A 26,568-nucleotide genomic window follows, 5' to 3' on the forward strand; every position below is an offset into this window, starting at 1 on the left:
CGACAAGCGGCGCCCGGCGTCAGAAGTTGTAGCCGGCGTTCAGGCCGAAGGTGCGCGGCGGCGCGTACTGGGCCGTCCAGATCGCGTTCGGATAAGTCCCGGCGCTGCCTGCGCTGGTCTTGATCTTCTCGTCCGAGACGTTCCGCACGAAGGCATCCACGTACCAGTTCTTCTTCGACGAGTAGCGCACGCTGATGTCGGCCGGGGAGTAGGCCTTCTGACGGTCACCGTCGCCGAAGTTGAAGACCGACAGCCAGTTGGCCGTCTGGTAGTGGAAGCTGATGCGCGGCGCGACCTGGTCGCCGTTGGGCAGCGCGAAGGTGTGCTCGTACATCAGCTGGAGCGCGAACTTGGGCGCGTGCGGCAGCGTGTTGCCGCTGACGTTCAGGCAGTTGCCGCCCAGCGTCGCGTCGAAGCACGGCGGCAGCGCGTAGTCGTTGGACGCCGCCACCAGCGCCCCCAGCTTGGTCTTGGTGTACGAGGCCGACACCGACAGCTTGTCGTCGTTGGTGATGAGCACGGAACTCTCGAGCTCCACGCCCGAGACCTTCGCGCCCTCGGCGTTGGAGTACGCGAACTCGCGATTGCCGTTGACCATCACCGGCGCGCTGAACTGGAAGTCCTTGAACTTCATGTGATACGCGCTGGCATTGAAGGTCATGCGGCCGTCCAGCAACGAGGTCTTGTAGCCGACCTCATAGTTGGTCAACGACTCCGGCCCGTAGGGACGGCCGTTGTCGCCCGTGCCGCCGGACTTGTAGCCGGTGGACACGCTGGCGTAGGCCATCGCGTTCTTGCTGATGTCGTAGGTCGCGCGCGCCAGCCAGGTGGTCTTGCTCCCCTTGTAGTGCGCGTCGTTGATGTTGCCGGCCTGATAGCCGTTCGCGGGATCGCTCGGGTCGATGGTCGGGTTCAGCGGGATCTGCGGCGCCGCGGGATTGCCGGCCCAGGTCCAGCCGCGACCGCCGATGTTCTTGCGATCGTCATTCGTGTAGCGCAGGCCGCCGGTCAGATGCAGGGCCTCGGTGGCATTCCACGTCGCCTGGCCGAACACGGCCTTGGAATCGACGGTCTCCTTGGGCTGGATGAACGAGCCTTGCCAACTCACGGTGCCCTGCTGGGTGCCGTTCATGATGGGGATGTCGAAGCGGATGCCGTTGTCCTCGGCCGCGTAGTACAGGCCCAGCACCCAGTCGACGGCCTGCTTCTGCGTGCTCTGCAGCGTGACTTCGTGGCTCTGGCTGCGGTAGCTGGTCCACACCGTGTTGTTGGCCTGGTAGGGGCCGCCGGTGGTGAAGCTGGTCGGCGTGTTGACGCCAAAGTCCTGGTCGTAGGTGCCCGAACCCTTGAAGTGGGTGTAGCCCGCCACGTAGGCCAGCGCCATGCCGCTGAAGTCGTACTCCATGCGGCTGCGGATGGAGGTCGAGTCGCGCTTGAGCGAGGGGGCGGTGTCGATCAGCGCGGACCAGAACTTCTCGCCGGCGCGCGGCGTCTGCATCAGGCTCATCGACGGCGTGCCGCGGTCGGCGAACTGCTCCAGCGACAGGTCCCAGCGGAAGTCCTGGCTGGGCTTGAACAGGAAGCTCAGGCGCGCGGCGGTCTGGTCCTGCGCGTTGTACTTCTGCCCGCCCAGGACGAACTGGTTGTAGTTGATGGGCTGGAAGGGCGGCAGGTTGCCGGCGGTGTTGGCCGCGTTGTAGGCGGCCTGCTGCTGCGCGATCGTGTACTGGGTCGGCTTCTGGTAGCTGACGTAGCCGTCGTGCTGCTCGTGGATGAAGGCCACGCGCGCCGCGAGCGTGTCGCTCAGCGGGATGTTCAGCGCGCCTTTGACGCCCAGGCGGTTGTAGCTGCCCACGCCGCCCTCGACGTAGCCGGAGCTGTCCTTCAGCACCGGCTTGGCCGTCTTCATGTTGATGGTGCCGACGGTGGAATTGCGGCCCCAGAGCGTGCCCTGCGGGCCGCGCAGCACTTCGACGCCGTCCAGGTCGAACAGCATGGTCGCGGCGCCCTCGGGGCGCGGCGCGAAGACGCCGTCGACGAAGAGCGCGACCTCGGGGTCGGCGTACTCGGTCTTGGCGGAGTCGTTGCCGATGCCGCGCAGCGTGATGCTGACGATGCCGTGGTCGCCCTGCCCCGTGCCTTGCATCGAGGGGACGAGGTTGAAGACGTCCAGCAGGTTCTGCACGTGGGCGTCGTCCAGCGTGGACGAGCTGATCGCGGTCACCGCGATCGGGGTCTTCTGCAGCGAGGTGGCGCGCTTGGTCGCGGTCACGACGACCTGCGGCAGCGCCTTGGAGTCCTTGCCATCAGCCGCGGTGCTGGCGGCGGGCGGGGTGTCGGCCTGCGGCGCCGGGGCCTCGGCGCTCTGCGCATGGACGCTGCCGGCCACGAGGGCGAGCACCGCGAGCTGGACGGGAGTGGCCAGGCCAAGGCGCGGCCGGCGGGGCGAACGATCGGTCATGTTGTCTCCTAAGGGGCTTTTCGAATCAAAGCTCTGTACGGGGCGTCGATGGCTCAGGACTGTCCTCGACGCTTCTCGACTTCTTCTGGACGTTCGAGCCGGCGCGGTCAGGCCGCGCGGCGACGCCGTTCTTGTGATTTGAGCGGATGGTAGGCAAGGCATGACAACGTTGTCAACGGCTTGACTGACATCGTTGTCATTTTGCTCATCGAGATTTACCCGTAGTGCCGGGAAGCCCCATTGCGACGGAGGATTCGCGACGCGGGAGCGCGTGGCGACGGGGCGTCGCCGACGCAATCCGCGGCTCATCACATCGAGCCGGCGCCGCCTCGCGCGGCCGTCGGCCAGGACCAGGAGACCAGGTCATGACAGCAGTCCGGGACGTTCTCATCGTCGGCGGCGGCACCGCCGGCTGGCTCACCGCCGCCTTCCTCGCCAAGCAGCTCGGCACCGCGCACGGCGGTATCCGCGTCACGCTGGTCGAGTCCAGCGACATCGGCATCATCGGCGTCGGCGAGGGAACCTTCCCCTCGATACGCGGGACGCTGTCGGCCATCGGCATCAGTGAGGCACGCTTCTTGGAGGCCTGTTCCGCGACCTACAAGCAGGGCATCCGTTTCGAGCACTGGGTGCGCGAGCCTGGCGCCGTCGGCGCCGATCACTACTTCCATCCGTTCAGCCTGCCGAGTCAGCGCCCCGGCGCGCCGGAGCTGCTGCCCTACTGGCTGATGGGCGAGGCGGGACAGGGGCGCGCGTTCGCGGAGGCGGTGACGCTGCAGAAGGCGGTGGTCGATGCGCGTCATGGCCCCAAGCGCGCCAGCGATGGCGACTTCATGGGGCCGCTGAACTACGCCTATCACTTCGACGCCGGCCGCTTCGCGGCACTGCTCGCGGAGCAGGGCCAGGCGCTGGGCGTGAAGCGCGTGATCGCGACGGTGGATCGCGTGGACCTCGATGAACACGGGGCAATCGCGGCAGTGCACACACAGGAGGCCGGCGCGCTGCGGGCGGACCTCTACATCGATTGCAGCGGCTTCCGCGCGCGGCTGATCGGAGAGGCGTTGGGCTCGCCCTTCAAGTCGACGAAGGACGTGCTCTTCGTCGACCGCGCGCTGGCGATGCAGGTGCCCTATGAACGACCGGACGCGCCGATCGCCTCGGTCACGATCGCGAGCGCGCAGCGCGACGGTTGGATCTGGGACATCGGACTGCAGGAGCGGCGCGGCATCGGCCACGTCTACAGCAGCCGACACTGCGACGACGAGGACGCGGAGCGCGTGCTGCGCCGCTATGTCGGCCCGGCGGGCGACGCGCTGACGCCGCGCAAGCTGATGCTCAACATCGGCTATCGGGAGACGCAGTGGGTGCACAACTGCGTGGCGGTGGGGCTGTCGGGCGGCTTCCTGGAACCGCTGGAGTCCTCGGGGATCGGCCTCATCGAGACGGCGGCTTATCTCGTGGCGCAGCTCTTCCCCTTCGACGGCGAGATGGCGCCGGCCGCGCGCCACTTCAACGTCTTCATGCGCGAGCGCTATGCGCGGATCGTCGACTTCATCAAGCTGCATTACGCGCTGACGCAGCGGACCGACACGGCGTTCTGGCGGGACAACGCGGATCCGGCCAGCTTCACGGACACGCTGAAGGACAAGCTCGCGATGTGGCGCAGCAGGCCGCCGCAGCGGCTGGACTTCATCACCGACGTGGAGATGTATCTGCCGGCCAGCTGGCAATACGTGCTCTACGGGATGGAGTTCAAGACGGAGCTAGGCGCGGCGAGGGCGGCGCTGACGCGCGCGGAGGAGGCGCGCCGGGAGTTCCAGACCATCGCGCAGCTCGGCACGCATGCGATCCGGGATCTGCCGACGCATCGCGGGCTGATCGAGCAGATGCTCGGGCGCGGCGGGATGGCAAAGGCGGCCTAGCGCCGGGTCGAACCGCCGCGGACCGGGCCGGCGCGGCCTTGCGGCGTCGCGGCCGCCTCAGCCCTTCTTGGGCCGCGCGGTGGCCTTGGCGCCCAGCGCCGCGGTGGAGTCCCGTACCACCAGCTCGTGCGGGAGCACGCGGTGGCGGGACTTGGGCTCCTCCCCTTCCGCGGCTTCGGCATCGCGCGGCGAGCCGACGAGCAGCTCCACGGCGGCACGCGCCATGTCGTCCATGGGCTGGCGCACCGTGGTGAGCGGCGGCCACACGCGCGCGGCGGCGGGCGTGTCGTCGAAGCCGGCGATGGAGAGATCGCCCGGCACGGACAGACCCAGCCGCTGCGCCGCGGCCAGCACGCCCAGCGCCATCTCGTCGTTGCTGGCGAAGACGGCGGTCGGGCGCTGGCGGCGGCTCAGCAGCTGATAGGCGGCATCGACGCCGGTATCGAAGGTGAAGTCACCTTGGACGACGAGGTCCTTGTCCAAGGCGATCTTGTGAGCCTTCAGTGCCGCCGCGTAGCCCTGGTAGCGGCGCTTGGAAGCGACCTGGTCCTTCGCGCCCTTGATGATCGCGATGCGCGTGTGGCCCAGGCTGATCAGCAGGTTGGTGATCTCCTCGGCCGCATGCACATCGTCCATGCGGACGCTGGCGTGCTCGGGATCGTCGGCGGCGGGAGAGATCAGGACGCAAGGGGTCTGGCTCTCCTGCAGCGCGGCCAGGACCTGCGGGTTGTCGCAGAGCGGCGGGGTCAGGATCATCCCGTCGGGACGCAGCGCGGAGACCATGCGGTCGACCTGCATGGGGAGGTCGGGCGCGTCGTTGTGGAGCGACTCCACGACGAGGTGGTAGCCGGCTTCGCGACAACGCAGCGTCGCGCCTTGCTGGACGCCGCCGACGAAGGCCGCGGACGGGTCGTAGTACAGCAGGCCGATGAGGAAGGAGCGGCCGCCGGCCAGGCTGCGAGCGGATTGCTTGGGGCGGTACTTGAGATCGGCGACGACCTTCAGCACCGCTTCCCGCGTGTCGCTGTGGACGCCTGGCTCCTGATTCAGAACCCGGGAGACCGTCTTGATGGAAACGCCCGCTTCGCGCGCGACGTCAATGATGGTGGCGGGTTTCGGTGGTGGCATGGAACGGATCAAAAGCTCGTTCGACTTTGCCACAGCGTCGGCCAATCGGGAGAGGGAGAGCACGGAGCGCCGCGCCAATGAGAAAAGCCGGCGAGAAGCCGGCTTTTCGTATTTGGTGCCCAGGAGAGGACTCGAACCTCCACGGAGTTACCCGCTAGTACCTGAAACTAGTGCGTCTACCAATTCCGCCACCTGGGCTTTCAGGATTTATCTCCGTCGCAACTTGCGTTGCAGCGAAGAATTGGACTTTAGCACGGTTTTGGATCTTGGCAAGTACTTTCGCCTGCCCAAGACACTTTCCCCATACGAGCGTGCGCATCCCACAACTTCTGTACGCGGCCCGCCCAATCTAGGATTCCCGGCTCCACCCGCGCCCAATGCGCGCGATACGCCGCCTGCAGTTGAGGCCCGACCCCATGCTCCGCGCTGATGGAGCCGCCCAGCTCCGCGACCAGCGCGTAGAGCCCCTCGCGCAGGGTCAGTTCTTGCGCGGCCGTCAGCGGCCCGGCTTCCACCGGCCACACCATGTTGAAGTGCATGCCGCCGTCGCCCAGGTGGCCGAAGTCGGCCAGCCGCACTTGCGGGAAGTGCTCGGCCAGGAAGGCGGCCCCACGCTCCCGGAAGGCCATGAAGTGACGTCGAGGCAAGGAGAGATCGAGCCCGATCACCTTGCCCTGCACCCGCAGGCCCTCGCTGATGCGATGGCGCAAGCCCCAGATCGCCTCGTCGGCATCGAGGACGGCATCCCGCACCCGGCCCGATTCGAACTCCGCTTCCAGCCAGCCCTGCAGCAGGCCGTTCAGGTCGAGCTGATCCGCCGGCAGCTCGCTGCTGAGCTCGATGAGCATCGCGTAGTCCGGCAGTTGGCCGTCGAACCAGCGTGCCAGGTCTTGCCCATGCAGGCCGGCCTCCAGCGCCGCGCGGCTGATGCCCTCGAAGGCGGACACCAGCACGCCCCAGCGCTGCATCACCTCGGCGTAGAGCGGGAAGACCTCGCCCAACGCCGACGGCGCCACCAGGGCGACCGCGCGTTGACGCGGCAAGGGCGCAAGCTTGATTGTGACCTCGCTCACCAGCCCCAGGCTGCCCGAGGTCCCGATGAACAGTTGCCCCAGCGCCAGCGCCGAGTTGTCCTTCTGCAAGCCTTGCCCGAGACGCAAGACCTGACCCGCCGGCTCGGGCAGCACGACCTCCAGCGCCAGCGTGTTGGCCCGCACGTCGCCGTAGCGCAGCATGCGCGTGCCGCCGGTGTTGTGCGCGACCATGCCGCCGATCGAGGGATCGGCGCTCAGGTCCACCGGGAACCAGAGCCCGTGCGGCGCCAGGCGCTCATTGATTTCAGAGAGCTTGAAACCCGCCGACACGCGCAGCGTGCGGTCCAGCAGGTCCAGCTCGAAGACCTGGCGCAGGCGCTCGGTGCTGAGCAGCAGATCGCCGGCGGCGTCGTCGGGCGTGCCCGCGCGGACCAGACCGGTGTGCGCGCCTTGCAGCACGACGCGCAGCCCGTGCGCCGCCGCGAGGCGGATCACGCCGGCCGCTTCATCGCGCGATCCGGGCCGCGCCAGCGCGGCCGCCTGGCCCGCGGCATAGCGCGCGGGCTGCAGGTAGCGCGGCTCGATGGCCGCGCCGTCCTGCACGAAAGCGTCGCCGCACAGGGCGCGCGCCTCGGCCAGGAACTCGCTCAGCACGCGGCGGCCTCGGCGGTGCCCGCATCCTTCGCGGCGCCGGCCGTCATCTTGAAGATGCCGGTGGCGTTGCCCGCGTCGAAAGCCAGATCCAGCGCCCCCGACGCATCCAGCGGCGCGCGCTGGATGAATTCGTGGAAGCTGCCCGGCACCTCCAGCATCACGCGCTGGCCGCGGTCCTGGAACTCGCGCATCACGCGCGCGGCCTTGAACGCGGTCTGACGCACGCGGCCGGTGGCCGAGGTCTCGATCGCGTCCTTCACCGGACGCTCGAGCGCGCGCTGACGCGCGACCACCGTCTCGATGTCGGCGACGCGATCGGTCGCATGGTTGAACGCGTTGCCCTCGGTCGAGATCCAGGCCATCTCCGCCGACTCCCTCAGCAGCCGCTGATAGTCGTCCGCCTCGAAGAGCCCATGCTGACGCGCGAAGCAGCCGATCAGTTTGGGCAGCAGCGCGGCGGCGGCTTCGGTCGGCAGATCGCCGTCGCGGGCGAGGTGTTCCAGAGTCGCCAGATCCGCCGGGGACAGCGGATCGACCGAGCTCTCCAGCACCCGCGTGACCGCGTCCTGGAACTCGGCCGAGAAGCGCTCCGGATGCAGCTCGGAGACGAAGAACTGGGCGATGTCCTCGGGGAAGTCGGCGTGACGCCAGGCGCGGCCGGTCATCTTCAGACGCGGCAGCGGATAGACCGCGGCCATGCTGAAGCCCAGCGGACGCAGCACCCGCGTGATCGCGGCCTCGCCCGGCGGCAGCTGGCCCGAGGGCCAGGCCACCGTGCGCAGCGCGCCGTGGTCGAAGACCAGCTGCGCGCCGTCGCGCTGCAGATCGGCGACGTAGGCCGCCGCCATCGGCACGCGCTGCGTGACGTCCAGGAACAGCGCCATGTTCAGCGCCTGCGCCAGCTCGGCGCGCGTCACGCGCTCGCCCAGCGGGCGCAGCAGCGCCGGCACCACGTCCAGCCGCGCGAACGCGGCGCGGGCCGCGGCGTCGTCCAGCGCGCTGCTCAGCAGATGGAACAGGCCGGAGCCGGCCGCCGCGTCGACGCGGCGCTTCAGGTCGGACGCCGCCTCAGACATCGAACTTCACGCCCTGCGCCAGCGGCAGCTCGCGCGAGTAGTTGACCGTGTTGGTCGTGCGGCGCATGTAGGCTTTCCACGCGTCGGAGCCGGACTCGCGGCCGCCGCCGGTTTCCTTCTCGCCGCCGAAGGCGCCGCCGATCTCCGCGCCCGAGGTGCCGATGTTGACGTTGGCGATGCCGCAGTCGGAGCCGCTCGCGCTGACGAAGGTCTCGGCCTCGCGGATGTCGTTGGTGAAGATCGCCGAGGACAGGCCTTGCGGCACGTCGTTCTGCAGCGCGATGGCCTCGTCCAGGGTCTTGTACTTCAGCGTGTACAGGATGGGCGCGAAGGTCTCGTGCTTGACGATGTCCGTCTGGGCCGGCATGCGGGCCAGCGCGGGCGCGGCATAGAAGGCCTCCGGATACTGCTGCGCCAGGGCGCGCTCGCCGCCGGTGACCTCGCCGCCCTGCTCGCGCGCGGCGGCCAGCGCCGCTTGCATCGCGTCGAAGGCGGCCTTGTCGATCAGCGGGCCGATCAGGTTGCCGGGCTCGACCGGGCTGCCGATCTTGAGCTGCGCGCGGGCGCGCTCCAGGCGGGCGACCAGCTCGTCATGGATGGACTCGTGGGCGATGACGCGGCGCGTGGTCGTGCAGCGCTGGCCGGCCGTGCCGTAGGCGCCGAACAGGATGCCGCGCACGGCCAGGTCCAGGTCGGCGCTGGGGGTCACGATGATGGCGTTGTTGCCGCCCAGCTCCAGCAGGCAGCGGCCGAAGCGCGCGGCGACGCGCGGGCCGACCGCGCGGCCCATGCGGGTCGAGCCGGTGGCCGAGACCAGCGCCACGCGGGCGTCGTCCACCAGGGCCTCGCCGACGGCAGCGCCGCCGTTGAGCACTTGCGACAGATGCGCGGGCGCGCCGGCATAGCGGGTGACGGCCTTCTCGAACAGCGCCTGCGTGGCCAGGGCCGTCAGCGGGGTCTTCTCGCTGGGCTTCCAGATGCAGGTGTCGCCGCAGACCAGGGCCAGGGCGGAGTTCCAGGCCCAGACCGCGACCGGGAAGTTGAAGGCCGAGATGATGCCCACCACGCCCAGCGGCAGGTACTGTTCCATCATGCGGTGGCCGGGGCGCTCGCTGGCGATGGTCAGGCCGTGCAACTGGCGCGACAGGCCCACGGCGAAGTCGCAGATGTCGATCATCTCCTGCACCTCGCCCTCGCCCTCGCTGGTGACCTTGCCGGCCTCCAGCGACACGAGGCGGGCCAGCGCGGACTTGTTGGCGCGCAGCTCCTCGCCGAACAGGCGGACCAGCTCGCCGCGCTTGGGCGCGGGCACGGTGCGCCACTGCAGGAACGCGGCCTGCGCGCGCGCGATCGCGGCGGTCATGTCGGCGGCCTTGGCCTCATGGACCGCGCCGATCACGGCGCCGTCGATGGGGCTGCGGACGGTCATCGAGCCGCCGGTCACGGCGGCGGCCGGCACGCCCAGGGCGGCCAGCAATTCAGAAGTGGTGGAAGTCATCGAAGCATTCTCTCTCTGAGGCAAACCCTCTGTCGGCCGTAGCGAGCGGGGGCCAGGCTAGGCGGACGGAGCGCAGGGACCGGAACGTACTCCCTGTACGTGAGGATCCCGAGCACCGCCCAACGACGCCTGGCGCCCGCGCAGTAGGCCCGCTCCTTCAGCCGATGGATTCGACTTGGCGGGATTGTTGATACGCCTTGCCGAAGCGGTTGGCCAGGAAGTCCGGCAGCGCGACTTCTTCCTGACGGATGAAGCCCTTCTGCGGCAGCTTGCCTTCGCGGAACAGGTCGACCGCGGCGCAGATGCCGGCGGCGGTGGTGATCTGGATGGCCGACAGCGGTTGCTCGCCGTCGCGCTCGGCGAAGATCTTGCGGGCGAAGACTTCCTGCATCAGCACGCCCTTCTTCATGCCCGACACGGTCACGAAGACCAGCACCACGTCCTGCATGGTCGCGGGCATGCTCTTGCGCATGATGTCCTTGAGCTTCTCCTGATCGCTCTTGAGCGCCAGGTCGTCCAGCAGGAACTTCATCAGGTCGCGGTGACCCGGATAGCGGACCGTCTTGTAGTCCAGGTCGCGGACCTTGCCGTCCCAGGTCTCGCACAGCGTGCCCAGACCGCCGGAGGTGTTGAAGGCCTCGTACTCGACGCCGTCCAGCGAGAAGTGCTCCAGCCCTTCCAGCGGCAGCGCGGCGATGGACGCGCCGTCATGGATGGCTTCGCAGGGGTGGCAGTACTCGTTGATCAGGCCGTCGACCGACCAGGTCAGGTTGTACTTCAGCGCGTTGGTCGGGAAGGCCGGCAGCGCGCCCACGCGCATCTTCACGTCCTGCAGCGAGTCGAAGCTCTTGGCCAGGTGGTGGGCGACGATGCCGATGAAGCCTGGCGCCAGGCCGCATTGCGGCATGAAGGCGGTCTTGGCGCCTTCGGCGATGCGCTTGATCTCCTTGGTCGCGGCCACGTCCTCGGTCAGGTCGAAGTAGTGGCAACCCGCTTCCAGCGCCATGTGCGCGGCGGTGATGGCCAGGTGATACGGCAGCGCGTTGACGACCACGTCGTTGCCGCGCAGCGCGGCGGCCAGCTGGGTCTTGTCCTCGGTGTCGACGGTCCTGGTCGCCAGGCCGCGATCGGCCAGCAGCTTGAGCGCGCCGGCGTTCTTGTCCATCACGGTGACTTGGTAGTCGCCGCTGCCCTGCAGCAGGGAAGCGATGGTTTGGCCGATGTGTCCGGCGCCCAGCAGTGCCACTTTCATGTCGTACTCCTTGTTCCCGAGGGGATCGATGCGATGAGCCGCAGTCTCCCCATGGGCTCTGACGAAAGAAAGCGCGAGTCCGTCGAAAAAGACTGCTATGGTGACGATTCGTCAGCCGATTCATTCGATTCGGCGAAAACGAGGGTTTATCACTAGGTCATGAACGCCCGCAAAGTCCCCGCCGAGTCCAGTCCGCCCGAGACCGCGCCGGCCATGCTGCGCGACCGCGTCGACCGCGACCTGATCGCGCTGCTGCAGGCCAACGCGCGCGAGAGCACCGCGGATCTCGCACGCAAATTGGGCGTCGCCCGCACCACGGTGGTGGCCCGGCTGGCGCGGCTGGAAGCGGACGGGCTGATCGCCGGCTACACCGTGCGGCTGGGGGGCGAGGCGGTGGAACGTGGGGTGCAGGCATTCGTCGGCATCACGGTGCAGCCGCGCGCCGGACGCGAGGTGGTCAAGCGGATGTCGCGTCTGCCGGAGCTGCGTCAACTGGCCTCCGTCAGCGGCGAGTTCGACTACATGGCCACGCTCCGGGCCGACAGCACCGCAAGACTGGACGCGCTCCTCGACGAGATCGGCGAGATCGAGGGCGTCATCAAGACGCACACCTCGGTGCTGCTGGCGCTGCGGGTGGACCGCAGCGCCTGAGTCCGTCGGCGGCTAGGCGGCGCCCGTGCGCTCGCCGGCCCCGTGGCGAGAAGCCCGCGTGAGCATCCCGTGAAGGGGGTCATGCCAGCTTGGTGAACGTGCGTAACTCCCCGTGACCGGAGGCGGCGCGCGTCAACGCGCGCAGTTGGCACGCCGTTTGCACGGAGTCGTCGCCAGCTTCAGGAGCGCACCATGATCAAGCCGTCCATCCATGCCAAGCACGTCCCGCCCATGGCCGTCGGCCTGAAGGCCGTCGCCGTCGTGGCCGTCGCCTGGGGCGCCGTCTACCCGGCGCTGCTGTGGGGCCTGGGCGCCCTGCTGCCCTGAGCGGCCGACGACACCCCGTCGCCACCAAGGTCCGCCATGAAAGCCCCCGCCCGCCTCGGCGGCTCCACGCCGCTGCCCCGCCCGGACGACCGCTTGTCCGGTTCCTCCCCCGATGTCTCCGGCCATGCCTGGCGCCGCGCGCTCTTGCGCGCCGGCGGCGTGGTGCTGGCCGCCCTGCTCGTCTGGGCCGTGGTCACCCTGCTGGACCGCGCCGAGGGCGACCTGAGCCTGGTCGCCTCGCCCGCATTCGAGACCGCCGCGACAACGCTCTGTTGATTCGAACGGCACTGGTGAGGGCCTCCGTCGGCGGGCATAGTCCGCCCGGCAACGACGGAGCGACCTCATCATGTGGCCCTTGATCCTCGGATTGATCCTCTTCCTCGGACCGCACTCGGTGCGCGTCGTCGCGCCGGCCTGGCGCGAGGCCCGGCTCGCCGCCTGGGGTGAAGCGCGCTGGAAGATCACCTACAGCCTGCTCTCGGCGCTCGGGCTGGTGCTGATCGTCTGGGGCTACGGCCAGGCCCGGATGACGCCTCAGGTGCTGTGGGCGACGCCGCGCGGCCTGAGCCACCTGACCGCGCTGCTCATGCTGCCGGCGCTGATCCTGATCGCGTCGGCGCACGTGCCGCGCAACCACGTCAAGGCGGGTCTAGGGCACCCGATGGTGATCGGCGTGATGCTGTGGGCCACGGCCCATCTGCTGGCCAACAACACGGTCGCGGACCTGGTGCTCTTCGGCGCCTTCCTGGCCTGGGCGACGCTGGATTTCCTGTCGGCACGTCGCCGCGTGCTGCCCTCGCCGCCGCCCGGCACCGCACGGGGCACCGCGATCGCCGTCGTCGCAGGAACCGCGGTCTGGATCGCGCTGATCCTGGGGCTGCACCGGCTGATCATCGGCGTCCGCCCCTTCCCGGACCTGGGCGCCTGAAACGAGATCGGGAGCCGACAGGCGGCTCCCGATGCGGGGTGGGGGTGGTCGCTCGACCGGCGCTCAGAGGTTGCGGCGGCGCTGCAGCACCAGCAGCCAGAAGCACAGCCCCGCCACGGCCAGGCCGACGAAGAAGCGCGGTTGCATGGCCAGCTGGATCGCGCTGATCAGGTCCTCGCGGGCCCCGCCGGGGAAGCCGTAGAGCATCTCGTAGAAGCGGTCCAGGCTGAAATGGCTCTCGTCGTTGGTCTGGAAGACCAGGCTCTGACCCGCGAAGATGACCGAGCGTCCGACGCCGGCCATCTGGGCGCGCAGCGTCTCGGAGACGAAGACCGCCGCGGGCTCGCCCTTGTAGATCTTGAGGAAGGCCGACACGGCGATCACCAGCAGCGGCGCCCCCCAGCGCTTGACCCAGGCCGAGGCGGCCATCAGCGCCAGCGCGATCGGCGAGAACCACAGCACGGCCAGCGCCAGGCCGACGCCCAGGCGGATCACCAGCCAGATGGCGGCCTCGAACACCGCGGCCCACTGCATCTGCTGCAGCGAGGCGAAGCCGAGCTCCCGCACCGACATCGCGGCGCCGACCAGCAGGCCGCCGGCCACCGCCACCACGATCGCGACAATGGGCACGAGCAGTCCGTGGGCCAGCAGCGGCGCGGCGACGCTCGCGCCGTGACTGCCCGGCAGCGAGGCCCAGAACTCGATGGAGCGGTCCTGCGAATCGCGACGGGCCAGGCTCATGAGCATGTAGCCGCAGGTGGCCAGCACCAGCGCCAGGACCAGGCCCAGCGTCAGCGCCATGGACACCAGCGCCACCGGCTCGGGCGACAGCACGTTCAGGCCCTCGACCTGGCTGATGGGGACCAGCGCCAGCAGCACCAGCACCGGTCCCAGCGTCAGGCCGATCCAGGACCGCCGGTATTGCAGCCACTCGCGCAGCAGCAGCGTGTTGAAGAGCTTCATGGGGAATCCTTGTTCTCTCGCACTTGGGGCGTTGGGCGGGCGCGCCGGTCAGGCGCTGCGCGCCTCGTTCTCGGGCTTGCGGGTCAGCGCCATGAACAGGTCGACCAGGCTGGGACGCATGCGCTGGCCCAGGTGGGCGACGGCCTCCGGCGCGACGCCGTCGAACAGCGCGGCGGGCCGGCCCTGCAGGCGGTAACGCAGCAGCGGATGGACCGCGGCGATGGCCTCGGCGGCCTCCGCGTCGTGCGACAGCGCGACGAAGCGCGAGTCCATCTCCGCCAGCGGGATGTTGAGCACCAGTCGACCCTCGTCGAGCATCATCACGTCGGACAGCAGCGACTCGACTTCCTCGACCTGGTGGGTGGAGATGATCACGCTGCGCTCGCCGTCGCACCACTCGTCGATGAGCATCTCGTAGAAGCTCTTGCGGGACATGACGTCCAGACCCAGGGTCGGCTCGTCCAGGATCATCAGCTTGGCGTCGATGGCGGCGACCAGGGCCAGGTGCAGCTGGGTGACCATGCCCTTGGACAGGTGCTTGACGCGGTCGCGCTCGCCGACGGAGGTGCGCTTGAGCAGTTGCCGGGCACGGTCCGCGGAGAAGCGCGGCTGCAGGCCGCTCATCAGCGTGATCAGCTCCGACACCCGGGCCCAGCGCGGCAGCACGGCGACGTCGGGGATGTAGCAGAGCGAGGTGAGCAACTGGCTGCGGCTGGCGTGCGGCTCCAGCCCCAGCACCCGCAGCTCGCCCTGGGGGCGCTTCAGACCGACCAGGGTCTTCATCAAGGTGGTCTTGCCGGCGCCGTTGTGGCCCAGCAGGCCGACGACGCGTCCGGCGGGCACGGTGAAGGACAGGTCCTGCAGCGCGGGCTTGCGTCCGTAGTTGAGGCTGAGGTTCTTGGCCTCGATGAGCGTGTTCATGCGTCCTCCCAGGTCAGGTCCTTGGGGCCGAGGCCCAGGCGGCGGAGTTTCTCTCGAAGACGCGGCCATTCGTCCTCGAGGAACTGCTCCCGCTCGCTGCGCAGCAGTCGGATGCGGGCGCCGTCGCGGACGTACATGCCCAGGCCGCGGCGGCTCTCGAGCAGGCCGTCGTCGACGAGCGCCTGCAGGGCGCGGCTGACGGTCAGCGGGTTGATGAGATAGCGGCTCGCCAGCGTCCGCACCGAGGGGAGCGCCTCGCCTTCCGGCGGATCGCCGTCGAGCAGCTGCGCCGCCAGTCGATCGGCGAGCTGCTGATAGATCGGCGCTTGATCGTTCCAGCTGTGCATGTCGCGAGGCGCCGGAGCGCCGGTGTGTTGCTGATGTAGCACACCATATCAACCCCTCCCGGGGGCCCCAAGCCGGGGGCGACGGACTGCAGAAAAGGGGGGATGAAACGTCGACGGCCGGGGACCCCCCTCCTGGGAGCGCCCCGGCCGTCGGTCCGTCCGGTCGACACGGACGGGTCAGATCGCGCGGATCAGATCTTGTAGTCCAGCGTCACCGCGAAGGTGCGCGGCGCGCCGTAGGTCGCGCCATAGGCCAGGCCGCGGATGTACTTGCGGTCGAAGATGTTGTTGACGTTCAGGCGCACCGTCGCGTCCCGCGTCAGCTCGTACGAGGCGAAGGCGTTGGCGGTCATGAACGCGCCCTGATGGGTGCCGTTGGTCGCGTTGGTCTCGGACTGCCAGCGACCGCCCACGCCCAGGCGCAGGGCGGGCAGCACCGGCACGCGCGTGTCGACGCGGAAGTTCAGCGTGTCGCGCGGGATCCAGAGGTAGGTGTCCTTGCCGTCCGGGCCGGTCAGCATCAGGTGGGTGTAGCCCACCGTCGCCTTCGCGTCCGCGGTGATGCGGCCCGTGACCTCGACTTCCCAGCCCTTGGACTTGACGTCCTGGCCGACGTAGTAGTCCTGACCGTCGATCGCCGTGCCCGGCGCCGAGATCTTGCCCGCGTAGGTCGCCAGACCCTGCTGCTTCGCGCTGAAGACGGCGAAGGTGGTCAGCAGCGCCTTGTTCAGCCACTCGGCCTTCACGCCGACCTCGGTGTTCACCCCCTTCATCGGATCCAGGTAGGCGCCCTTGATGTCGGTCTGATCCTGGTTCTGGAAGATGTTGGAGTAGGACACGTAGCCCAGCACGTCCGGCGTGAAGTCATAGGTCAGGCCGACGTACGGGCTGGTCTCCTTCGTGTCCGGGTAGGTGGTGTTGGTCGCCGCGTTGCCGTAAATCGAGGCGCCGTCGCGCGCCAGCTTCACGGCATTCACGCCAACCACCGCGTGCAGCGCGTCCGTCAGCGTCAGGCGCGAGGCGGCGTACAGGCGCGTCAGCGTCTGGCTGCCCCGCGTGGAGGGCGAGCGCGGGCCCCAGGTGGGCTCTGTGTAGACGTTGCCGCCATACGGGAAGGCCGGCAGCGGATCCAGCATGTGGGTCGTCGCGGCGAAGGTATCGACCGCGGTCTTCTCGCGCGACTGGCTCAGGCCCACCAGCAGCGTGTGCTCGCGGCCGAAGGCCGAGAACTTGCCGTTGAGGTTGGCGTCCAGCACGTTGTTGTCGGTCGCGCCCAGGCTGCGGTAGGGCCAGCCGACCAGGCCGGTGTCGTCGTTGTTGAGCACGCCGGTCAGGGAGTACGCGTACAGCAGCTTGGTGGCTTCGTTGCTGTGGCGGTAGTTGTAGGTGACCTTGGCTTCCCAGTCCTTGGACAGGCGATGGGTGTACTCGGCGAAGGCGTTGTAGGACTTGGTGTTCCAGTAGGTCCAGTCCTGCGAGGTCGACGAGCCCACCGGGAAGTCGGCCTGCGTGCCGTTGGCGCGCAGCAGCGTCAGCGAGCCCCAGGTGGGCGAGTCCTGCTTGGAATCCACCGCCGTGATGCCCAGCGTCAGCACGCCGTTGTCGCCGATCTGGCCGTCCACGACGCCGTAGATCGAGGTGCGCTTGTCCTTGAGGCCGCGCAGGTAGGAGTCCTTGTCCTCGGTCACCGCCACGAAGCGGCCGGCCCAGGCGCCGTCCTGGGTCAGCACCTTGTTGTAGTCGATGGCCGCACGCTTGAGGCCGTAGGAGCCCAGGCTGAAGCTGACTTCGCCGCCGTCCTCGTTCTTGGGGCGCTTGCGGATGTAGTTGATGGTGCCGGAGGCGTTGCCCACGCCGGTCAACAGGCCGTTGGCGCCGCGGATCAGCTCGATGCGCTCGAACAGATAGGTGTCCTCGCGTCCGACCACCGTGCCCCAGGAGTTGGTCATCCCGAGGCCGTCGACCTGGGTCAGCTGGATGTCGAAACCGCGCGCGTTGAAGGTCGCGCGGTTGGTCTCGTACTGCTCGACGTTGATGCCGGTGGCCAGGCCCAGCGCCTCGTTGCTGCCGGTCAGGCCGAAGTTGGTCAGGTCTTCCCGGTCGATGGTGCTGATGGTCTGCGGCGTGTCCTTGATGTCCATCGCCAGGCCGGTCGCGCCCTTGGAGACGCGCTTGGCGCGCTTGCCGGCGACGACGATCTTCTCGAGCGTGCCGTCCGCGCCTGGAGCCGCGGTCTGGGTCTGCGATTGCGTCTGCGATTGGGCGAAGGCGGAATCGCCCAGCGCCAGGACCGCCGCCAGCGCGCAGGCGGTCATCAGGAATTGCTGCTTCATCGGGAGTGCAAGAGGAGTGGAACCTTGGCGTCGAGAACGCCACCGCCTCGCACTCTAATCGCAATGCGAGGAATTCGCATTTACAAACAGACAAAGTCGGCGTTGAACGTGGTAGCGATACCACGGGCGGCTCGCCAGCCGCCCGCCCTGATGACCGTGGGGATCACGCGACCCGGAACACCGACACCACCTGCGACAGCCGCTGCGCCTGCTCCTGCAGCGAGGTCGACGCGGCGCTCGATTCCTCGACCAGCGCGGCGTTCTGCTGCGTCATCTGATCCAGCTGCGCGACCGCCTGGTTGACCTGATGGATGCCGTCGCGCTGCTCGGTGGCGGCGGTGGCGATCTCGCCCATCAGATCGGTGACACGGCGCACGCCGGCCACGATCTCCTCCATGGTCCGGCCCGCCTGCGCCACGTCGGCGCCGCCGGCCTCCACGGTCTCCACCGAGTTGGCGATCAGCGTCTTGATCTCGCGCGCCGCTTCCGCGCTGCGCTGCGCCAGCGCCCGCACTTCCGAGGCCACGACCGCGAAGCCCTTGCCGTGCTCGCCCGCGCGTGCCGCCTCGACCGCCGCGTTCAGCGCCAGGATGTTGGTCTGGAAGGCGATGCCGTCGATGGCGCCGATGATGTCGGCGATCCGGCGCGAGGCCTCGCTGATGCTGGCCATGCGCTGCACGACCTGCGCCACCACCTCGCCGCCGCGGCCGGCCGCGTCCGCCGCATGCCGCGCCAGCTCGTTGGCCTGGCGCGCCGTGTCGGCCGACTGGGCGACCGTGCCGGTCAGCTGCTCCATGCTGGAGGCCGTCTCCTCCAGGTTGGAGGCGGTCTGCTCGGTCCGTGCCGACAGGTCCAGGTTGCCGGTCGAGATCTGCGCCGACGCCGTCGACACCGATTCCACGCCCTGCCGCACCTCGCCCACCACCTGCCGCAACTGGCCGACCATGCGCGCCAGCGCGGTCTGCAATTGGGCGACCTCGTCCTGCCCCTGCGCCTTCAAGGTGCCGCGCAGATCGCCGTCGGCGACCGACTCCGCCAGCGCCACCGACGCCGTCAGCCGGCCCACGATCGCACGCGTGATCAGCAGCGACAGCCAGGCGCCCAGCACGATCGCCGCCACGGTCAGCGCGCCGATGGTCCAGCGGCTGCGCTTGTAGATGTCGACCGCCGAGGCATTCGCCCCCGCGCCGCCGGCCACCTCCAGCTTCACCAGGTCCTCGATCGCGTTGATGACGACGTCGTAGCCGCCCTGCGCGTCCTTGAGCGCCTTCATCGCCGCGGCCGTGTCGTTGCCGCGGTTGACCTCCACGGCCTTGTCGCTCAGCCCGGTGTAGGCATTCCAGCCCTCGTGGATGCGCTTGACCAGCACGCGCTGCTCGGGCGTGACGGCAAGCTGCTCCTCGTCCACGATGCTCTTGAGCAGATCGGCGCGCACGTCGAGCAGGCTCTTCTCGTTGGCCGCGCGATCGGCGTCGGTGGCCAGCAGCAGGCGGTACTCCTTCATCCGATGCCGGATGAATTGATAGCGCACCACCTGCGCCCCCGAGAGCGACGGCATCCAGTGCTCGCCGATCTCGGTGGCGGACGCGCTCACGCGCGAGAGCTGATAGAGCCCCAGACCGCCGGTGACGGCGGTCAGCAGCAGCACGCTCACGAATGCGAGGCCCAGCTTGGCGCCCACGCTCAACTTGTCGATCCAGTTCATGCCGGATTCCTCCCTGATGGTGTTGGTTTCAGATTTCCTTGAGCAGCGTGTCGGCGATGCGCAGGCTCAGCGCGGCGCCGGTCAGCGTCGGGTTCATGCACGAGGCCGAGGGCATCACGCCGGTGCCGGCGATGAAGAAGTTCGGGTGGTCGTGCGTGCGGCAGTCGCGGTCGACCACCGAGTCCTTCGGGTCGTCGCCCATCAGCGTCGTGCCCATGATGTGCTGGCGGTCCTGATGCTTGGTGTCCATCTTGAGGATGTCCGCGTCCATCAGCTTGGCCATGCGCTCCAGGTCCTTGACGGCGAAGTCACGGCCGGCGTTCCAGTAGTCGTTGACGCTGTAATAGATCTCCGGCACCGGGATGCCGATGGCGTCCTTGTGCGTCTTGCTGGGCACGATGCGGTTCTGCGGCTGGGCCTCGGTCTCGAAGTCCACCGCCACGTTCAGCGAGCGCGCCGAGCGCTTGCGGATCTCCTCGTCCAGCTTGGAACCCATCACGCCCTTGGCCAGCAGCTCCGACGCGATCTGCTGCGTCGGCACCGTGTTGCGGAACTTGGTCTTGTAGCTGGGGATGTCCTTGCGGAAGGGACCGTCGCGGTAGTTCAGATAGACGAGCAGCTCGGTCGGGCCCTGACCCGGCCAGACGTCCTCGTTCATCATGATGTTCATGCTGATGCCGGTGTGGCCCATCAGGTTGCGGCCCACCTGGTCGGAGCTGTTGGCGATGCCGTTCGGGTACTTCTCCGAGGTCGACATCAGCAGCAGCTTGGGGCCCTCGATCGCGTAGGCGGCCAGCACGAAGTGGCGCGCGGTCAGCGCATGCGAGCTGCCGTCGGGCTTCTTGTAATGGACGCGCGTGATCTTGCCGTCGTCGCCGGCCTCGATGCGATAGGCCACCGCGTTGTCCAGCAGCTTGGCGCCGGCGCGCTCGGCCACGTCGATGTGCATGGAGCCGTCGTACTTCGCGCCGATCGGGCAGACCGGGTTGCAGTTGTTGTTGCCCGCGCAGACCGGCCGGTTGCCGTAGGGCCGCGAAGCGCGCCCGTGCGGCTCGATCACCGGGTGGTAGCCGCCCGGCTTGAGCATGTCCGTCACCCGCTTCATGAAGTAGGGCTCGGCCAGCGGCTTCATCGGGAAGGGCTTGGAACGCGGCGGGCTGGGCTCGGCGCCGTGGCCGCTCTCATCCTGACCGTCGACGCCGGAGACGCCCAGCTCTTCCTCGGCCTGGCAGTAATACGGTTCGAGCTCGTCATAGCCGATGGGCCAGTCGCGGCCGCGGCCGTAGAGCGACTTGAGCTTGAAGTCGTTGGGGATCATGCGCCACAGCGCGGAGCCGAAGTGCCAGGTCGTGCCCCCGACCACGCGCAGGTACTTGGTCGGGTAGGAGACCGGCCCGGTCTGGCGCAGGTAGTCGCCGTAGGTCGACGGGATGTGCGGCGGATTGGGGAACGGGGAGCCCGCGCCCTGCAGCTTCATGTTGGCCAGCGAGAGCTTGACCGGCGCATTGCGGAAGGTCTCGACGATGTCGGCGCGGCGCACGCGCGGACCGGCTTCGAGAATGATGACGGACTTGCCCGCCTTGGCGACGCGGCTGGCGATCAGCCCGCCCATCACCCCGGACCCGATGACGATCAGATCGGCGTCGTACTGTGTGCTCATGAGGATTTGCGTTCGTTGGAGGCGCTGATGGGCGCCGTGGCGGGCGCGCTCGTGGGCGCGGTCGCGGAGGAGGCCGGCTGCTCGCCCCAGGAGTCGGGGCCGGCGCCATAGGTCGGCACCACCAGGACGTCCTTGGTCGGCCGGTACATCAGGGCCTCTGCGTAGCTGATGAGCTCGGCGTCGGCGTCCTGGCCGACGATGCCCAAGTACCAGGCCGAGACGATGCGCGTGGTCAGCGCGCGCAGCGTGTCCTTGAGCTCGGGCGCCTCCAGCAACTGGTCGATGCTGGCGGCCTGGCTCGATGCGATCAGCGTGAGCAGCGCGCGGGCGCTGTCGCCGAACTGCGGATCGCGCTTGGCCAGCGCCGCCTGATAGCGGCCGGCGAGCGTCGCATCCAACGGCTGGCCGCCGGTCAGGAAGACCGACAGTCGCAGGAAATCCGCGGCGGGCAGCGCGGCGGCGTCACCGGCTGCCGACGCGGTCGCGGCGATGCCTTCGCGCGCGGCCAGCAGGCCGGCGCCGCCGAGCGCCAGCGCGGTGCCCGCCAGCGAGGCCATCTCCAGCAGGCTACGGCGCGAGAGCGAGCGGCTCAGCGCTTGCGAGGGGTCGTGTTCATGGGTCATGGGGGAACTCCGATCAGAGCGAGCGGCGCGCGCGCTTGGCGCGGCGGCTGCGCAGCACGAGGGCGATCAACGCCAGCAGCACCAGCACGGCGGCCGGCACCAGGAAGGGCTGCGCCTTGGCGAGCAGGGGCTTGGGGCCGCCGGCGCGGGCGACGCGCACGTCCTCCAGGCTGACCTTGACGGCGGCATTGCCGTAGCGGCTCAGCACGTAGTTGGAGAGGTCGGCGATCTCCTGATCGCTGAGGCGATCGGTGAAAGAGGCGTCGTCGCCGAAGGCCGGCATGAAATGCGGCTTCCCGGCGACCGTGCGGTCCACGCCGTGGAGGATGGTCGCGATCAGGTTGTCGGCGCGATCGCCTCCGGTGGCGGTGTTGTGGAACAGCGAGGGGTACTCGCCATTCCGGGTACCGGTACCATTCTCCTGATGACAATGGGCGCAACTGGCGCTGAACACCCGCCATCCGGGATCGACGTCGTTCAGGCCACGCAGCGCGACTTCATCGCGCGAGGCGTCGCCGAAGGCGTGACGCGGCCGGATGTCGGTCGACGTGCCGCCGCCCACCACCGCCGGGGTCTGCTTCAGGTAGGCCACGATGGCGCGCAGATCGGCTTCGGGCAGGTGCTGCAGGCTGTGCTCGATCGCCTCGGCCATCGGACCGGCCGCTTGCGCCTTGCCATGGACCTGACCGGTCTTGAGGTACTGCACCAGCTCGTCGTCGCTCCAGCCGCCGATGCCGTGGACCTTGTCCGAGGTGATGTTGGGCGCGAACCAGGGACCGACGTTGGCGCCGGACAGGAAGGGCTTGCCCAGGTCCTCGGCCATCAGCGTGTTGCGCGGCGTGTGGCAGGTGCTGCAGTGCGCCAGCGCGTTGGCCAGGTAGGCGCCGCGGTTGACCTGCTCGGTCTTGGCGGGATCGGGGGTGAAGCGCTGGTCCTTCAGGAACATCGCGTTCCAGGCGGCCATCGAGGCGCGCACGCTGAAGGGGAACGGCAGATGCGTCTCGGCGACCGGCGTGTCGACCGGCTTCACGTCGTGCATGAAGTAGGCGTAGAGGGCCTGGGTGTCGGCGTCGCTCAGCTGCGTGTAGGCGGTGTAGGGCATCGCCGGGTACAGGTGGGCGCCGTCGCGGCGCACGCCCTGGCGCAAGGCGCGCTGGAACTCGGCCAGCGTGTAGGCGCCGATGCCGTGCGTGGTCGAGGGCGTGATGTTGGTCGCCACGATGGCGCCCATCGGCGACTCGATCGCGTAACCGCCGGCGAAGGGCACGCCGCCCTTGGGCGCGGTGTGGCAGGCGGCGCAGTCGGCCGCGACGGCCAGTTGCCTGCCGCGCGCGATCAGCGCGGCGTCGGGCGCGGCGCTCTGTGCGGCGCCCGGCGCGGCATCCGGCCGGACGTCCTGCGCCCGGGCCAGGCCCGGGCAGGCGCACAAGGTCCACAACAGCAGCGACAGCGCCGTCGTGCCTCGTGACTTGAAGCTCATCGATCTCATGGTTTGGATTCCCCAGTCGTGGTTCGTGCGTGACCGTCGCCGCGCGGATGACGGCCGCACTGTGGTCGGCGCGCCAGAGCGGCGCGTCTCCCGTTCGGAGGAGTTTCCCCAGCCCGCGCTCGAATAAACCGAAACGCGGCGCCGGTCCTCGCACGGATGCCGGCGGATGGTCGACATCCCGCACACGGCCGGAGAAAAGATCGGAGATCGCCCGTTTGGGGTCAGGTCTTGCCTGGCGCGCACGGATATTGTTGCAACGCAACATCAGCCCAGCGTCAGGTCTTGCCTGGCGAGCCGCCGTCCGCGAGCAATCTCCGAGTCCAGTTGTCGGACAACTGCCGCATGGCGGAGCGAATGCCCCAAGGCGGGGCTTGCTGCCTGCGCTTGGAGGTTTGGGCTCGTTGCCGTTCGAAGACCCTCTCCCCCGCCCTCTCCCGCAAGCGGGCGAGGGAGTTGTCTGGGCGCTGCGCCGATCTGTGCGCCGATCTGTGCGCTGATCTGTGCGCTGATCTGTGGGCTGATCTGTGCGCCCATCTATGCGCCGCTCAGTCAGGCCCCCTCTCCCGCTTGCGGGAGAGGGCGGGGGAGAGGGTCTTAGATCAGGGTCCGGGGTGCACGCGGTTCGCGCCTTATCTGTTCACCATCACGATCCCCGCCGCCAGCCCCGCGAGCGCCAGCATCAGACGAGGCGTGATCGGTTCGGCGAGCAGCAGCGCGCCGGCGAGCAGCCCGAACAGCGGCGTGCTCAAGGTGAAGCTGGAGAGCTTGGTCGCCGGGTAATGGCGGATCAGCCAGAACCACAGCAGGTAGCTGACGAACGAGACGATCACCGCCTGGAACCCGAAAAGTCCCAGCAGGCGCCACGACCACGCGATCGGGAAGCCCTCCCCCGACACCGCGGCACCCGCCGCCAGCGCCACCGCGGAGATCGCCAGCTGGTACAGCAGCGTCTTCTCGGCGCTCGCCGACGACAGCTTCGTGCCACGGATCGCCAGCGTGGTCCCGCCCCACAGCAGCGCGGCCGCGACGCCCAGCGCGTCACCGATCCACTGCAGCGGCTTGCCACTCGACTGCAGGCCCTCGCCGAATGCGAAGGCCACCGCGCCGAAGGCGATCAGCAGGCCGAAGGCCTGGCGCGGGCGCAGCTTCTCCGACGGCGAGATCAGCGGCATGCCCAGCGCCACGACGAAAGGCGCGAGGTAGATGAACACGACCATGCGCGAGGCCGTCGTGTACTGCAGACCGAGGAAGATGCAGGCGAACTCCGCCGCGAAGAGCAGCCCCGCGAGCAGACCGCCCTTCAGGCTGCCATCACGGGTGAAGAGCGCGATGCCGCGCGCGGCCGCGAAGCCCCACACCAGCAGCCCCGCCACGCCCGAGCGCAGCGCCGCCTGCCACAAGGGGCCGATCTCCGTCAGCGCCGCCTTGGCGGCGACCTGGTTCAGGCCCCACAGCAGGCAGCATCCGAGCAGGATGAGCACCGCCGTTCCGTCGAGTTGCTGCTTGCGTTCCATGGCGCCAGATCATGCCCGGCACGATTCCCGCGATCGCCCGGCGCGCGCGAGCAGCGCACAGGCCAGCGCCACCGCCAGCGCGCAGACCACCCCGGACACCACGCCGGTCAGATGCGCCAGCGGCGCGATCGAGATGTTCCAGCCCTCCCATTGGCGCAGCGGCGGTCCGGCCAGAGGCCGCTCGGCCGCGACCTTGGCCAGCAGGCCGATCCCGATCATCAGACCGATCACCCGCTCCCGCCCATGCGACGCGCGCATCCGCAGCATCGCGATCACCGCGACCGCCACGCCCGCGTGCAGCACGCCGGACAGCCCGCCGAAGCGCTCGAGCCCCGGCTCGATCAGCAGGCCGAACTGCGTCAGCGGCCAGGCCATCAGCCAGGCCAGCGCCTCGCGCCAGGTCAGGCGCGCGGCCAGGCCCAGCAGGCCCACGACCGCGCAGCCCGCGAGGTTGGCGATCAGGTGTTGCGGGCTCCAGTGCAGCAGCGCGGCGGTGAAGGCCCGCCAGGGCTCCCGCCCGGCGAGTTCAGGCCGCCATTGCAGCGCCGCCTGCACCGCGGGCGGCTGCACCCAGACCAGCAGCGAGCCGGTGGCCAGCAGCAGCGCCAGCAGCATCCATGCGCGTCCCCGCATCCGACGCGCCCGCCCTCGTCAGCCGAAGACGGCGCGCCACAGCGCCAGCACCGCGTCGCGCTGCGGCGCCAGGGCCTCCGCGGCTTCGGCGTCCAGCGCGGTCGATTGCTCGTTCAGGCGCGCCCGGTGCTGGACCCGGCGCAGTTCGCGATACGCGTCGGCCGCCGCACGGCCCACGTCGGCCGGCAGCAGGCCCTGGGCCTCGGCGCGTTGCAGCAGCGCGATGTTGCCGGCGTTGGCCAGCAGGTCGGGATGCGCGCCGGCGTGCGCCAGGATCAGGTATTGCAGCGTGAACTCGGCATCCACCATGCCGCCCGGACTGTGCTTGACGTCGAAGAGTCCGGCCTTGACCGGCCGTGCCGCGCGCAGCTTCTCGCGCATGGCCACGACCTCCTCGCGCAGCGCCACAGGGTCGCGCGGCGCGGTCAGCACCGCGCGTCGCGTCGCTTCGAAGCGCTCGGCCAGCGACGTGTCGCCCGCGCAGAAGCGCGCCCGCGTGATGGCCTGGTGCTCCCAGGTCCATGCGGTGTTGCTGCCGCGGCCGCCCTGGTAGTTCTCGAAGGAACTCAGCGAGGTCACCAGCAACCCCGAGTTGCCGTTGGGCCGCAGCGCGGTATCGATGTCGAAGAGCTCGCCCGCCGCGGTGCGGATGGTCAGCCAGGTGATCAGCTTGCGGACGAAGGCGCCGTAGATCTCGGACGCGTTCTCGTCCTCGTCGTCGAACAGGAAGACCAGGTCCAGGTCGCTGCCGTAGCCCAGTTCCTTGCCGCCCAGCTTGCCGTAGGCGATCACCGCCAGTCGCGGGGCGTCCCGGTGCTTCTGCTTGAGGCGCGCCCAGGCCCAGTCGATCACGCATTGCAGCGTCGCGTCGGCCAGCAGCGAGAGCTCGTCGGCCACCTGCTCGACGCTGATCTGGCCCTCGACGTCGCGCACCAGCGTGCGGAAGACCTCGGCGTGATGCGCGCGGCGCACGCTGTCCAGCAGCGCGTCCTCGCTCGCCTCGCCGTGCTCGGCCCAGGCGTCGTGGCGCGCCTGCAGATCCTGGATGAACGCGGGACCGTCGAAGCGCTCGTGCAGCAGCCGCGCATCGGCCAGCTCGTCGATCACGCCCGGGTGCTGCATCAGATAGCGCATCGGCCAGCGCGCCAGCCCCAGCAGGCGCAGCAATCGCCCCTGGACCGCCGGCCGCTCGACGAGCAGCGCCAGGTAGCTCTCGCGCCGCAGCAGCGGCTCGATCCAGTCCACGAAGCGCTGCGCCGCTTCCAGCGTGCACTCGCCCTGGCGCACGGCCAGCGCCGCGCGGCCGACCAGCTTGGCCAGCCGCAGCCGCGATTCCTCGCGCAGGTTCTGCACGCGCGGCTGCTGCGCCCAGCGGCGCACGCTGGCGGCCAGTTCCGGCTGCAGCTTCTCGAGGAAGTCCTCGCTGTCGATCGGGAGCGGCGGCCCGCC

At 69.3% G+C, this 26,568-nt stretch carries 22 protein-coding genes and 1 tRNA gene; 5 read left to right on the top strand and 18 right to left on the bottom strand.

Annotated elements, in window-relative coordinates; translation table 11 throughout:
* Positions 1–19: 19 nt before the first annotated feature.
* A complete protein-coding gene (locus MCHT01_RS22925; RefSeq protein WP_067069263.1) occupies positions 20–2,461 on the bottom strand; it encodes a TonB-dependent receptor in 2,442 nt (813 codons plus the stop codon).
* Positions 2,462–2,826: 365 nt separating this feature from the next.
* On the opposite strand from MCHT01_RS22925, the gene MCHT01_RS22930 reads away from it, so the two are divergent.
* Positions 2,827–4,383 carry a tryptophan halogenase family protein gene (locus MCHT01_RS22930; RefSeq protein WP_067069265.1) on the top strand — a complete coding sequence of 519 codons (1,557 nt, stop codon included), beginning with the start codon at positions 2,827–2,829 and terminating at the stop codon, positions 4,381–4,383.
* 57 nt (positions 4,384–4,440) lie between these two features.
* Here MCHT01_RS22930 and MCHT01_RS22935 read toward each other — a convergent pair whose 3' ends face one another.
* The 6 genes from MCHT01_RS22935 to MCHT01_RS22960 all read right to left on the bottom strand — a co-directional run bounded on the left by MCHT01_RS22935 (position 4,441) and on the right by MCHT01_RS22960 (position 11,025).
* The gene (locus MCHT01_RS22935; protein ID WP_067069268.1) at positions 4,441–5,511 is read right to left on the bottom strand and encodes a LacI family DNA-binding transcriptional regulator; all 1,071 of its coding nucleotides are present in this window, start codon (positions 5,509–5,511) and stop codon (positions 4,441–4,443) included.
* A 113-nt stretch (positions 5,512–5,624) separates the two neighbouring features.
* Positions 5,625–5,709: transfer RNA gene (locus MCHT01_RS22940), tRNA-Leu, on the bottom strand.
* A 50-nt stretch (positions 5,710–5,759) separates the two neighbouring features.
* On the bottom strand, positions 5,760–7,199 hold the full coding sequence (locus MCHT01_RS22945; RefSeq protein WP_067069271.1) for an FAD-binding oxidoreductase: 1,440 nt from the start codon (positions 7,197–7,199) through the stop codon (positions 5,760–5,762).
* Positions 7,193–8,275 carry a 2-oxoadipate dioxygenase/decarboxylase family protein gene (locus MCHT01_RS22950; protein WP_084453260.1) on the bottom strand — a complete coding sequence of 361 codons (1,083 nt, stop codon included), beginning with the start codon at positions 8,273–8,275 and terminating at the stop codon, positions 7,193–7,195. Before MCHT01_RS22950 ends, MCHT01_RS22945 begins: the two co-directional genes overlap by 7 nt.
* Entirely contained in the window at positions 8,268–9,773 is a 1,506-nt protein-coding gene (gene amaB / locus MCHT01_RS22955; protein ID WP_067069273.1) for an L-piperidine-6-carboxylate dehydrogenase, read from the bottom strand. Before amaB ends, MCHT01_RS22950 begins: the two co-directional genes overlap by 8 nt.
* 157 nt (positions 9,774–9,930) lie before the next feature.
* A complete protein-coding gene (locus MCHT01_RS22960; protein WP_067069276.1) occupies positions 9,931–11,025 on the bottom strand; it encodes a saccharopine dehydrogenase family protein in 1,095 nt (364 codons plus the stop codon).
* Between the two features lie 213 nt (positions 11,026–11,238).
* Between MCHT01_RS22960 and MCHT01_RS22965 the strand changes: the two genes are divergently transcribed.
* The 4 genes from MCHT01_RS22965 (at position 11,239) to MCHT01_RS22975 (ending at position 12,931) form a co-directional block, all read left to right on the top strand.
* Positions 11,239–11,676: an Lrp/AsnC family transcriptional regulator gene (locus tag MCHT01_RS22965; protein ID WP_067069336.1), complete on the top strand. Its 438-nt coding sequence runs from the start codon at positions 11,239–11,241 to the stop codon at positions 11,674–11,676.
* A gap of 192 nt (positions 11,677–11,868) precedes the next feature.
* Complete coding sequence (locus tag MCHT01_RS27770; protein WP_259375184.1) at positions 11,869–12,003, top strand: hypothetical protein; 135 nt, start codon at positions 11,869–11,871, stop codon at positions 12,001–12,003.
* Positions 12,004–12,039: 36 nt separating this feature from the next.
* A complete protein-coding gene (locus MCHT01_RS26480; RefSeq protein WP_067069277.1) occupies positions 12,040–12,279 on the top strand; it encodes a hypothetical protein in 240 nt (79 codons plus the stop codon).
* Between the two features lie 70 nt (positions 12,280–12,349).
* Positions 12,350–12,931 carry an NnrU family protein gene (locus MCHT01_RS22975; protein ID WP_067069280.1) on the top strand — a complete coding sequence of 194 codons (582 nt, stop codon included), beginning with the start codon at positions 12,350–12,352 and terminating at the stop codon, positions 12,929–12,931.
* Positions 12,932–12,994: 63 nt separating this feature from the next.
* Here the strand turns inward: MCHT01_RS22975 and MCHT01_RS22980 are convergent, their stop codons facing one another.
* The 11 genes from MCHT01_RS22980 to MCHT01_RS23030 all read right to left on the bottom strand — a co-directional run.
* The gene (locus MCHT01_RS22980; protein WP_067069282.1) at positions 12,995–13,894 is read right to left on the bottom strand and encodes a hypothetical protein; all 900 of its coding nucleotides are present in this window, start codon (positions 13,892–13,894) and stop codon (positions 12,995–12,997) included.
* A gap of 48 nt (positions 13,895–13,942) precedes the next feature.
* The gene (locus MCHT01_RS22985) at positions 13,943–14,815 is read right to left on the bottom strand and encodes an ABC transporter ATP-binding protein (protein ID WP_067069285.1); all 873 of its coding nucleotides are present in this window, start codon (positions 14,813–14,815) and stop codon (positions 13,943–13,945) included.
* Positions 14,812–15,162: a GntR family transcriptional regulator gene (locus MCHT01_RS22990; RefSeq protein WP_067069288.1), complete on the bottom strand. Its 351-nt coding sequence runs from the start codon at positions 15,160–15,162 to the stop codon at positions 14,812–14,814. The genes MCHT01_RS22985 and MCHT01_RS22990 overlap by 4 nt, the downstream gene beginning before the upstream one ends.
* Positions 15,163–15,353: 191 nt before the next feature.
* Positions 15,354–17,495 carry a TonB-dependent siderophore receptor gene (locus tag MCHT01_RS22995; protein WP_067069290.1) on the bottom strand — a complete coding sequence of 714 codons (2,142 nt, stop codon included), beginning with the start codon at positions 17,493–17,495 and terminating at the stop codon, positions 15,354–15,356.
* Between the two features lie 163 nt (positions 17,496–17,658).
* Entirely contained in the window at positions 17,659–19,200 is a 1,542-nt protein-coding gene (locus MCHT01_RS27890) for a methyl-accepting chemotaxis protein (protein WP_067069293.1), read from the bottom strand.
* 28 nt (positions 19,201–19,228) lie between these two features.
* Positions 19,229–20,860, bottom strand: coding sequence for a GMC family oxidoreductase (locus MCHT01_RS23005; protein ID WP_067069296.1), 1,632 nt, complete (start codon positions 20,858–20,860; stop codon positions 19,229–19,231).
* Positions 20,857–21,483: a sugar dehydrogenase complex small subunit gene (locus MCHT01_RS23010; protein WP_067069299.1), complete on the bottom strand. Its 627-nt coding sequence runs from the start codon at positions 21,481–21,483 to the stop codon at positions 20,857–20,859. The genes MCHT01_RS23005 and MCHT01_RS23010 overlap by 4 nt, the downstream gene beginning before the upstream one ends.
* Positions 21,484–21,496: 13 nt before the next feature.
* On the bottom strand, positions 21,497–22,972 hold the full coding sequence (locus tag MCHT01_RS23015; protein ID WP_245643584.1) for a cytochrome c: 1,476 nt from the start codon (positions 22,970–22,972) through the stop codon (positions 21,497–21,499).
* 629 nt (positions 22,973–23,601) lie between these two features.
* Positions 23,602–24,486, bottom strand: coding sequence for a DMT family transporter (locus MCHT01_RS23020; protein WP_067069303.1), 885 nt, complete (start codon positions 24,484–24,486; stop codon positions 23,602–23,604).
* Positions 24,487–24,495: 9 nt separating this feature from the next.
* Positions 24,496–25,119 (bottom strand): rhombosortase, encoded by a 624-nt coding sequence (rrtA, locus tag MCHT01_RS23025; protein WP_084453264.1) that lies wholly within the window; start codon positions 25,117–25,119, stop codon positions 24,496–24,498.
* An 18-nt stretch (positions 25,120–25,137) separates the two neighbouring features.
* Positions 25,138–26,568 (bottom strand): [protein-PII] uridylyltransferase family protein (locus MCHT01_RS23030; RefSeq protein ID WP_501193229.1); only part of this gene is annotated, 1,431 nt, incomplete at its 5' end.

The organism is Mitsuaria chitosanitabida ATCC BAA-476 = NBRC 102408, assembly GCF_001598255.1.
GTDB lineage: Bacteria > Pseudomonadota > Gammaproteobacteria > Burkholderiales > Burkholderiaceae_C > Roseateles > Roseateles chitosanitabidus.

What these genes read in the sequence shown, in the direction of transcription:
- MCHT01_RS26480 (WP_067069277.1), top strand. Translation starts at nt 12,040, where the DNA reads ATGAAAGCCCCCGCCCGCCTCGGCGGCTCCACGCCGCTGCCCCGCCCG.
- MCHT01_RS22960 (WP_067069276.1), bottom strand. Translation starts at nt 11,025, where the DNA reads ATGAAAGTGGCACTGCTGGGCGCCGGACACATCGGCCAAACCATCGCT.
- MCHT01_RS22965 (WP_067069336.1), top strand. Translation starts at nt 11,239, where the DNA reads ATGCTGCGCGACCGCGTCGACCGCGACCTGATCGCGCTGCTGCAGGCC.
- MCHT01_RS22980 (WP_067069282.1), bottom strand. Translation starts at nt 13,894, where the DNA reads ATGAAGCTCTTCAACACGCTGCTGCTGCGCGAGTGGCTGCAATACCGG.
- MCHT01_RS22950 (WP_084453260.1), bottom strand. Translation starts at nt 8,275, where the DNA reads ATGTCTGAGGCGGCGTCCGACCTGAAGCGCCGCGTCGACGCGGCGGCC.
- MCHT01_RS27890 (WP_067069293.1), bottom strand. Translation starts at nt 19,200, where the DNA reads ATGAACTGGATCGACAAGTTGAGCGTGGGCGCCAAGCTGGGCCTCGCA.
- rrtA (WP_084453264.1), bottom strand. Translation starts at nt 25,119, where the DNA reads ATGCGGGGACGCGCATGGATGCTGCTGGCGCTGCTGCTGGCCACCGGC.
- MCHT01_RS22975 (WP_067069280.1), top strand. Translation starts at nt 12,350, where the DNA reads ATGTGGCCCTTGATCCTCGGATTGATCCTCTTCCTCGGACCGCACTCG.
- MCHT01_RS22995 (WP_067069290.1), bottom strand. Translation starts at nt 17,495, where the DNA reads ATGAAGCAGCAATTCCTGATGACCGCCTGCGCGCTGGCGGCGGTCCTG.
- MCHT01_RS22935 (WP_067069268.1), bottom strand. Translation starts at nt 5,511, where the DNA reads ATGCCACCACCGAAACCCGCCACCATCATTGACGTCGCGCGCGAAGCG.
- MCHT01_RS22985 (WP_067069285.1), bottom strand. Translation starts at nt 14,815, where the DNA reads ATGAACACGCTCATCGAGGCCAAGAACCTCAGCCTCAACTACGGACGC.
- MCHT01_RS23005 (WP_067069296.1), bottom strand. Translation starts at nt 20,860, where the DNA reads ATGAGCACACAGTACGACGCCGATCTGATCGTCATCGGGTCCGGGGTG.
- MCHT01_RS22925 (WP_067069263.1), bottom strand. Translation starts at nt 2,461, where the DNA reads ATGACCGATCGTTCGCCCCGCCGGCCGCGCCTTGGCCTGGCCACTCCC.
- MCHT01_RS23010 (WP_067069299.1), bottom strand. Translation starts at nt 21,483, where the DNA reads ATGACCCATGAACACGACCCCTCGCAAGCGCTGAGCCGCTCGCTCTCG.
- MCHT01_RS22930 (WP_067069265.1), top strand. Translation starts at nt 2,827, where the DNA reads ATGACAGCAGTCCGGGACGTTCTCATCGTCGGCGGCGGCACCGCCGGC.
- amaB (WP_067069273.1), bottom strand. Translation starts at nt 9,773, where the DNA reads ATGACTTCCACCACTTCTGAATTGCTGGCCGCCCTGGGCGTGCCGGCC.
- MCHT01_RS27770 (WP_259375184.1), top strand. Translation starts at nt 11,869, where the DNA reads ATGATCAAGCCGTCCATCCATGCCAAGCACGTCCCGCCCATGGCCGTC.
- MCHT01_RS23015 (WP_245643584.1), bottom strand. Translation starts at nt 22,972, where the DNA reads ATGAGATCGATGAGCTTCAAGTCACGAGGCACGACGGCGCTGTCGCTG.
- MCHT01_RS22990 (WP_067069288.1), bottom strand. Translation starts at nt 15,162, where the DNA reads ATGCACAGCTGGAACGATCAAGCGCCGATCTATCAGCAGCTCGCCGAT.
- MCHT01_RS23020 (WP_067069303.1), bottom strand. Translation starts at nt 24,486, where the DNA reads ATGGAACGCAAGCAGCAACTCGACGGAACGGCGGTGCTCATCCTGCTC.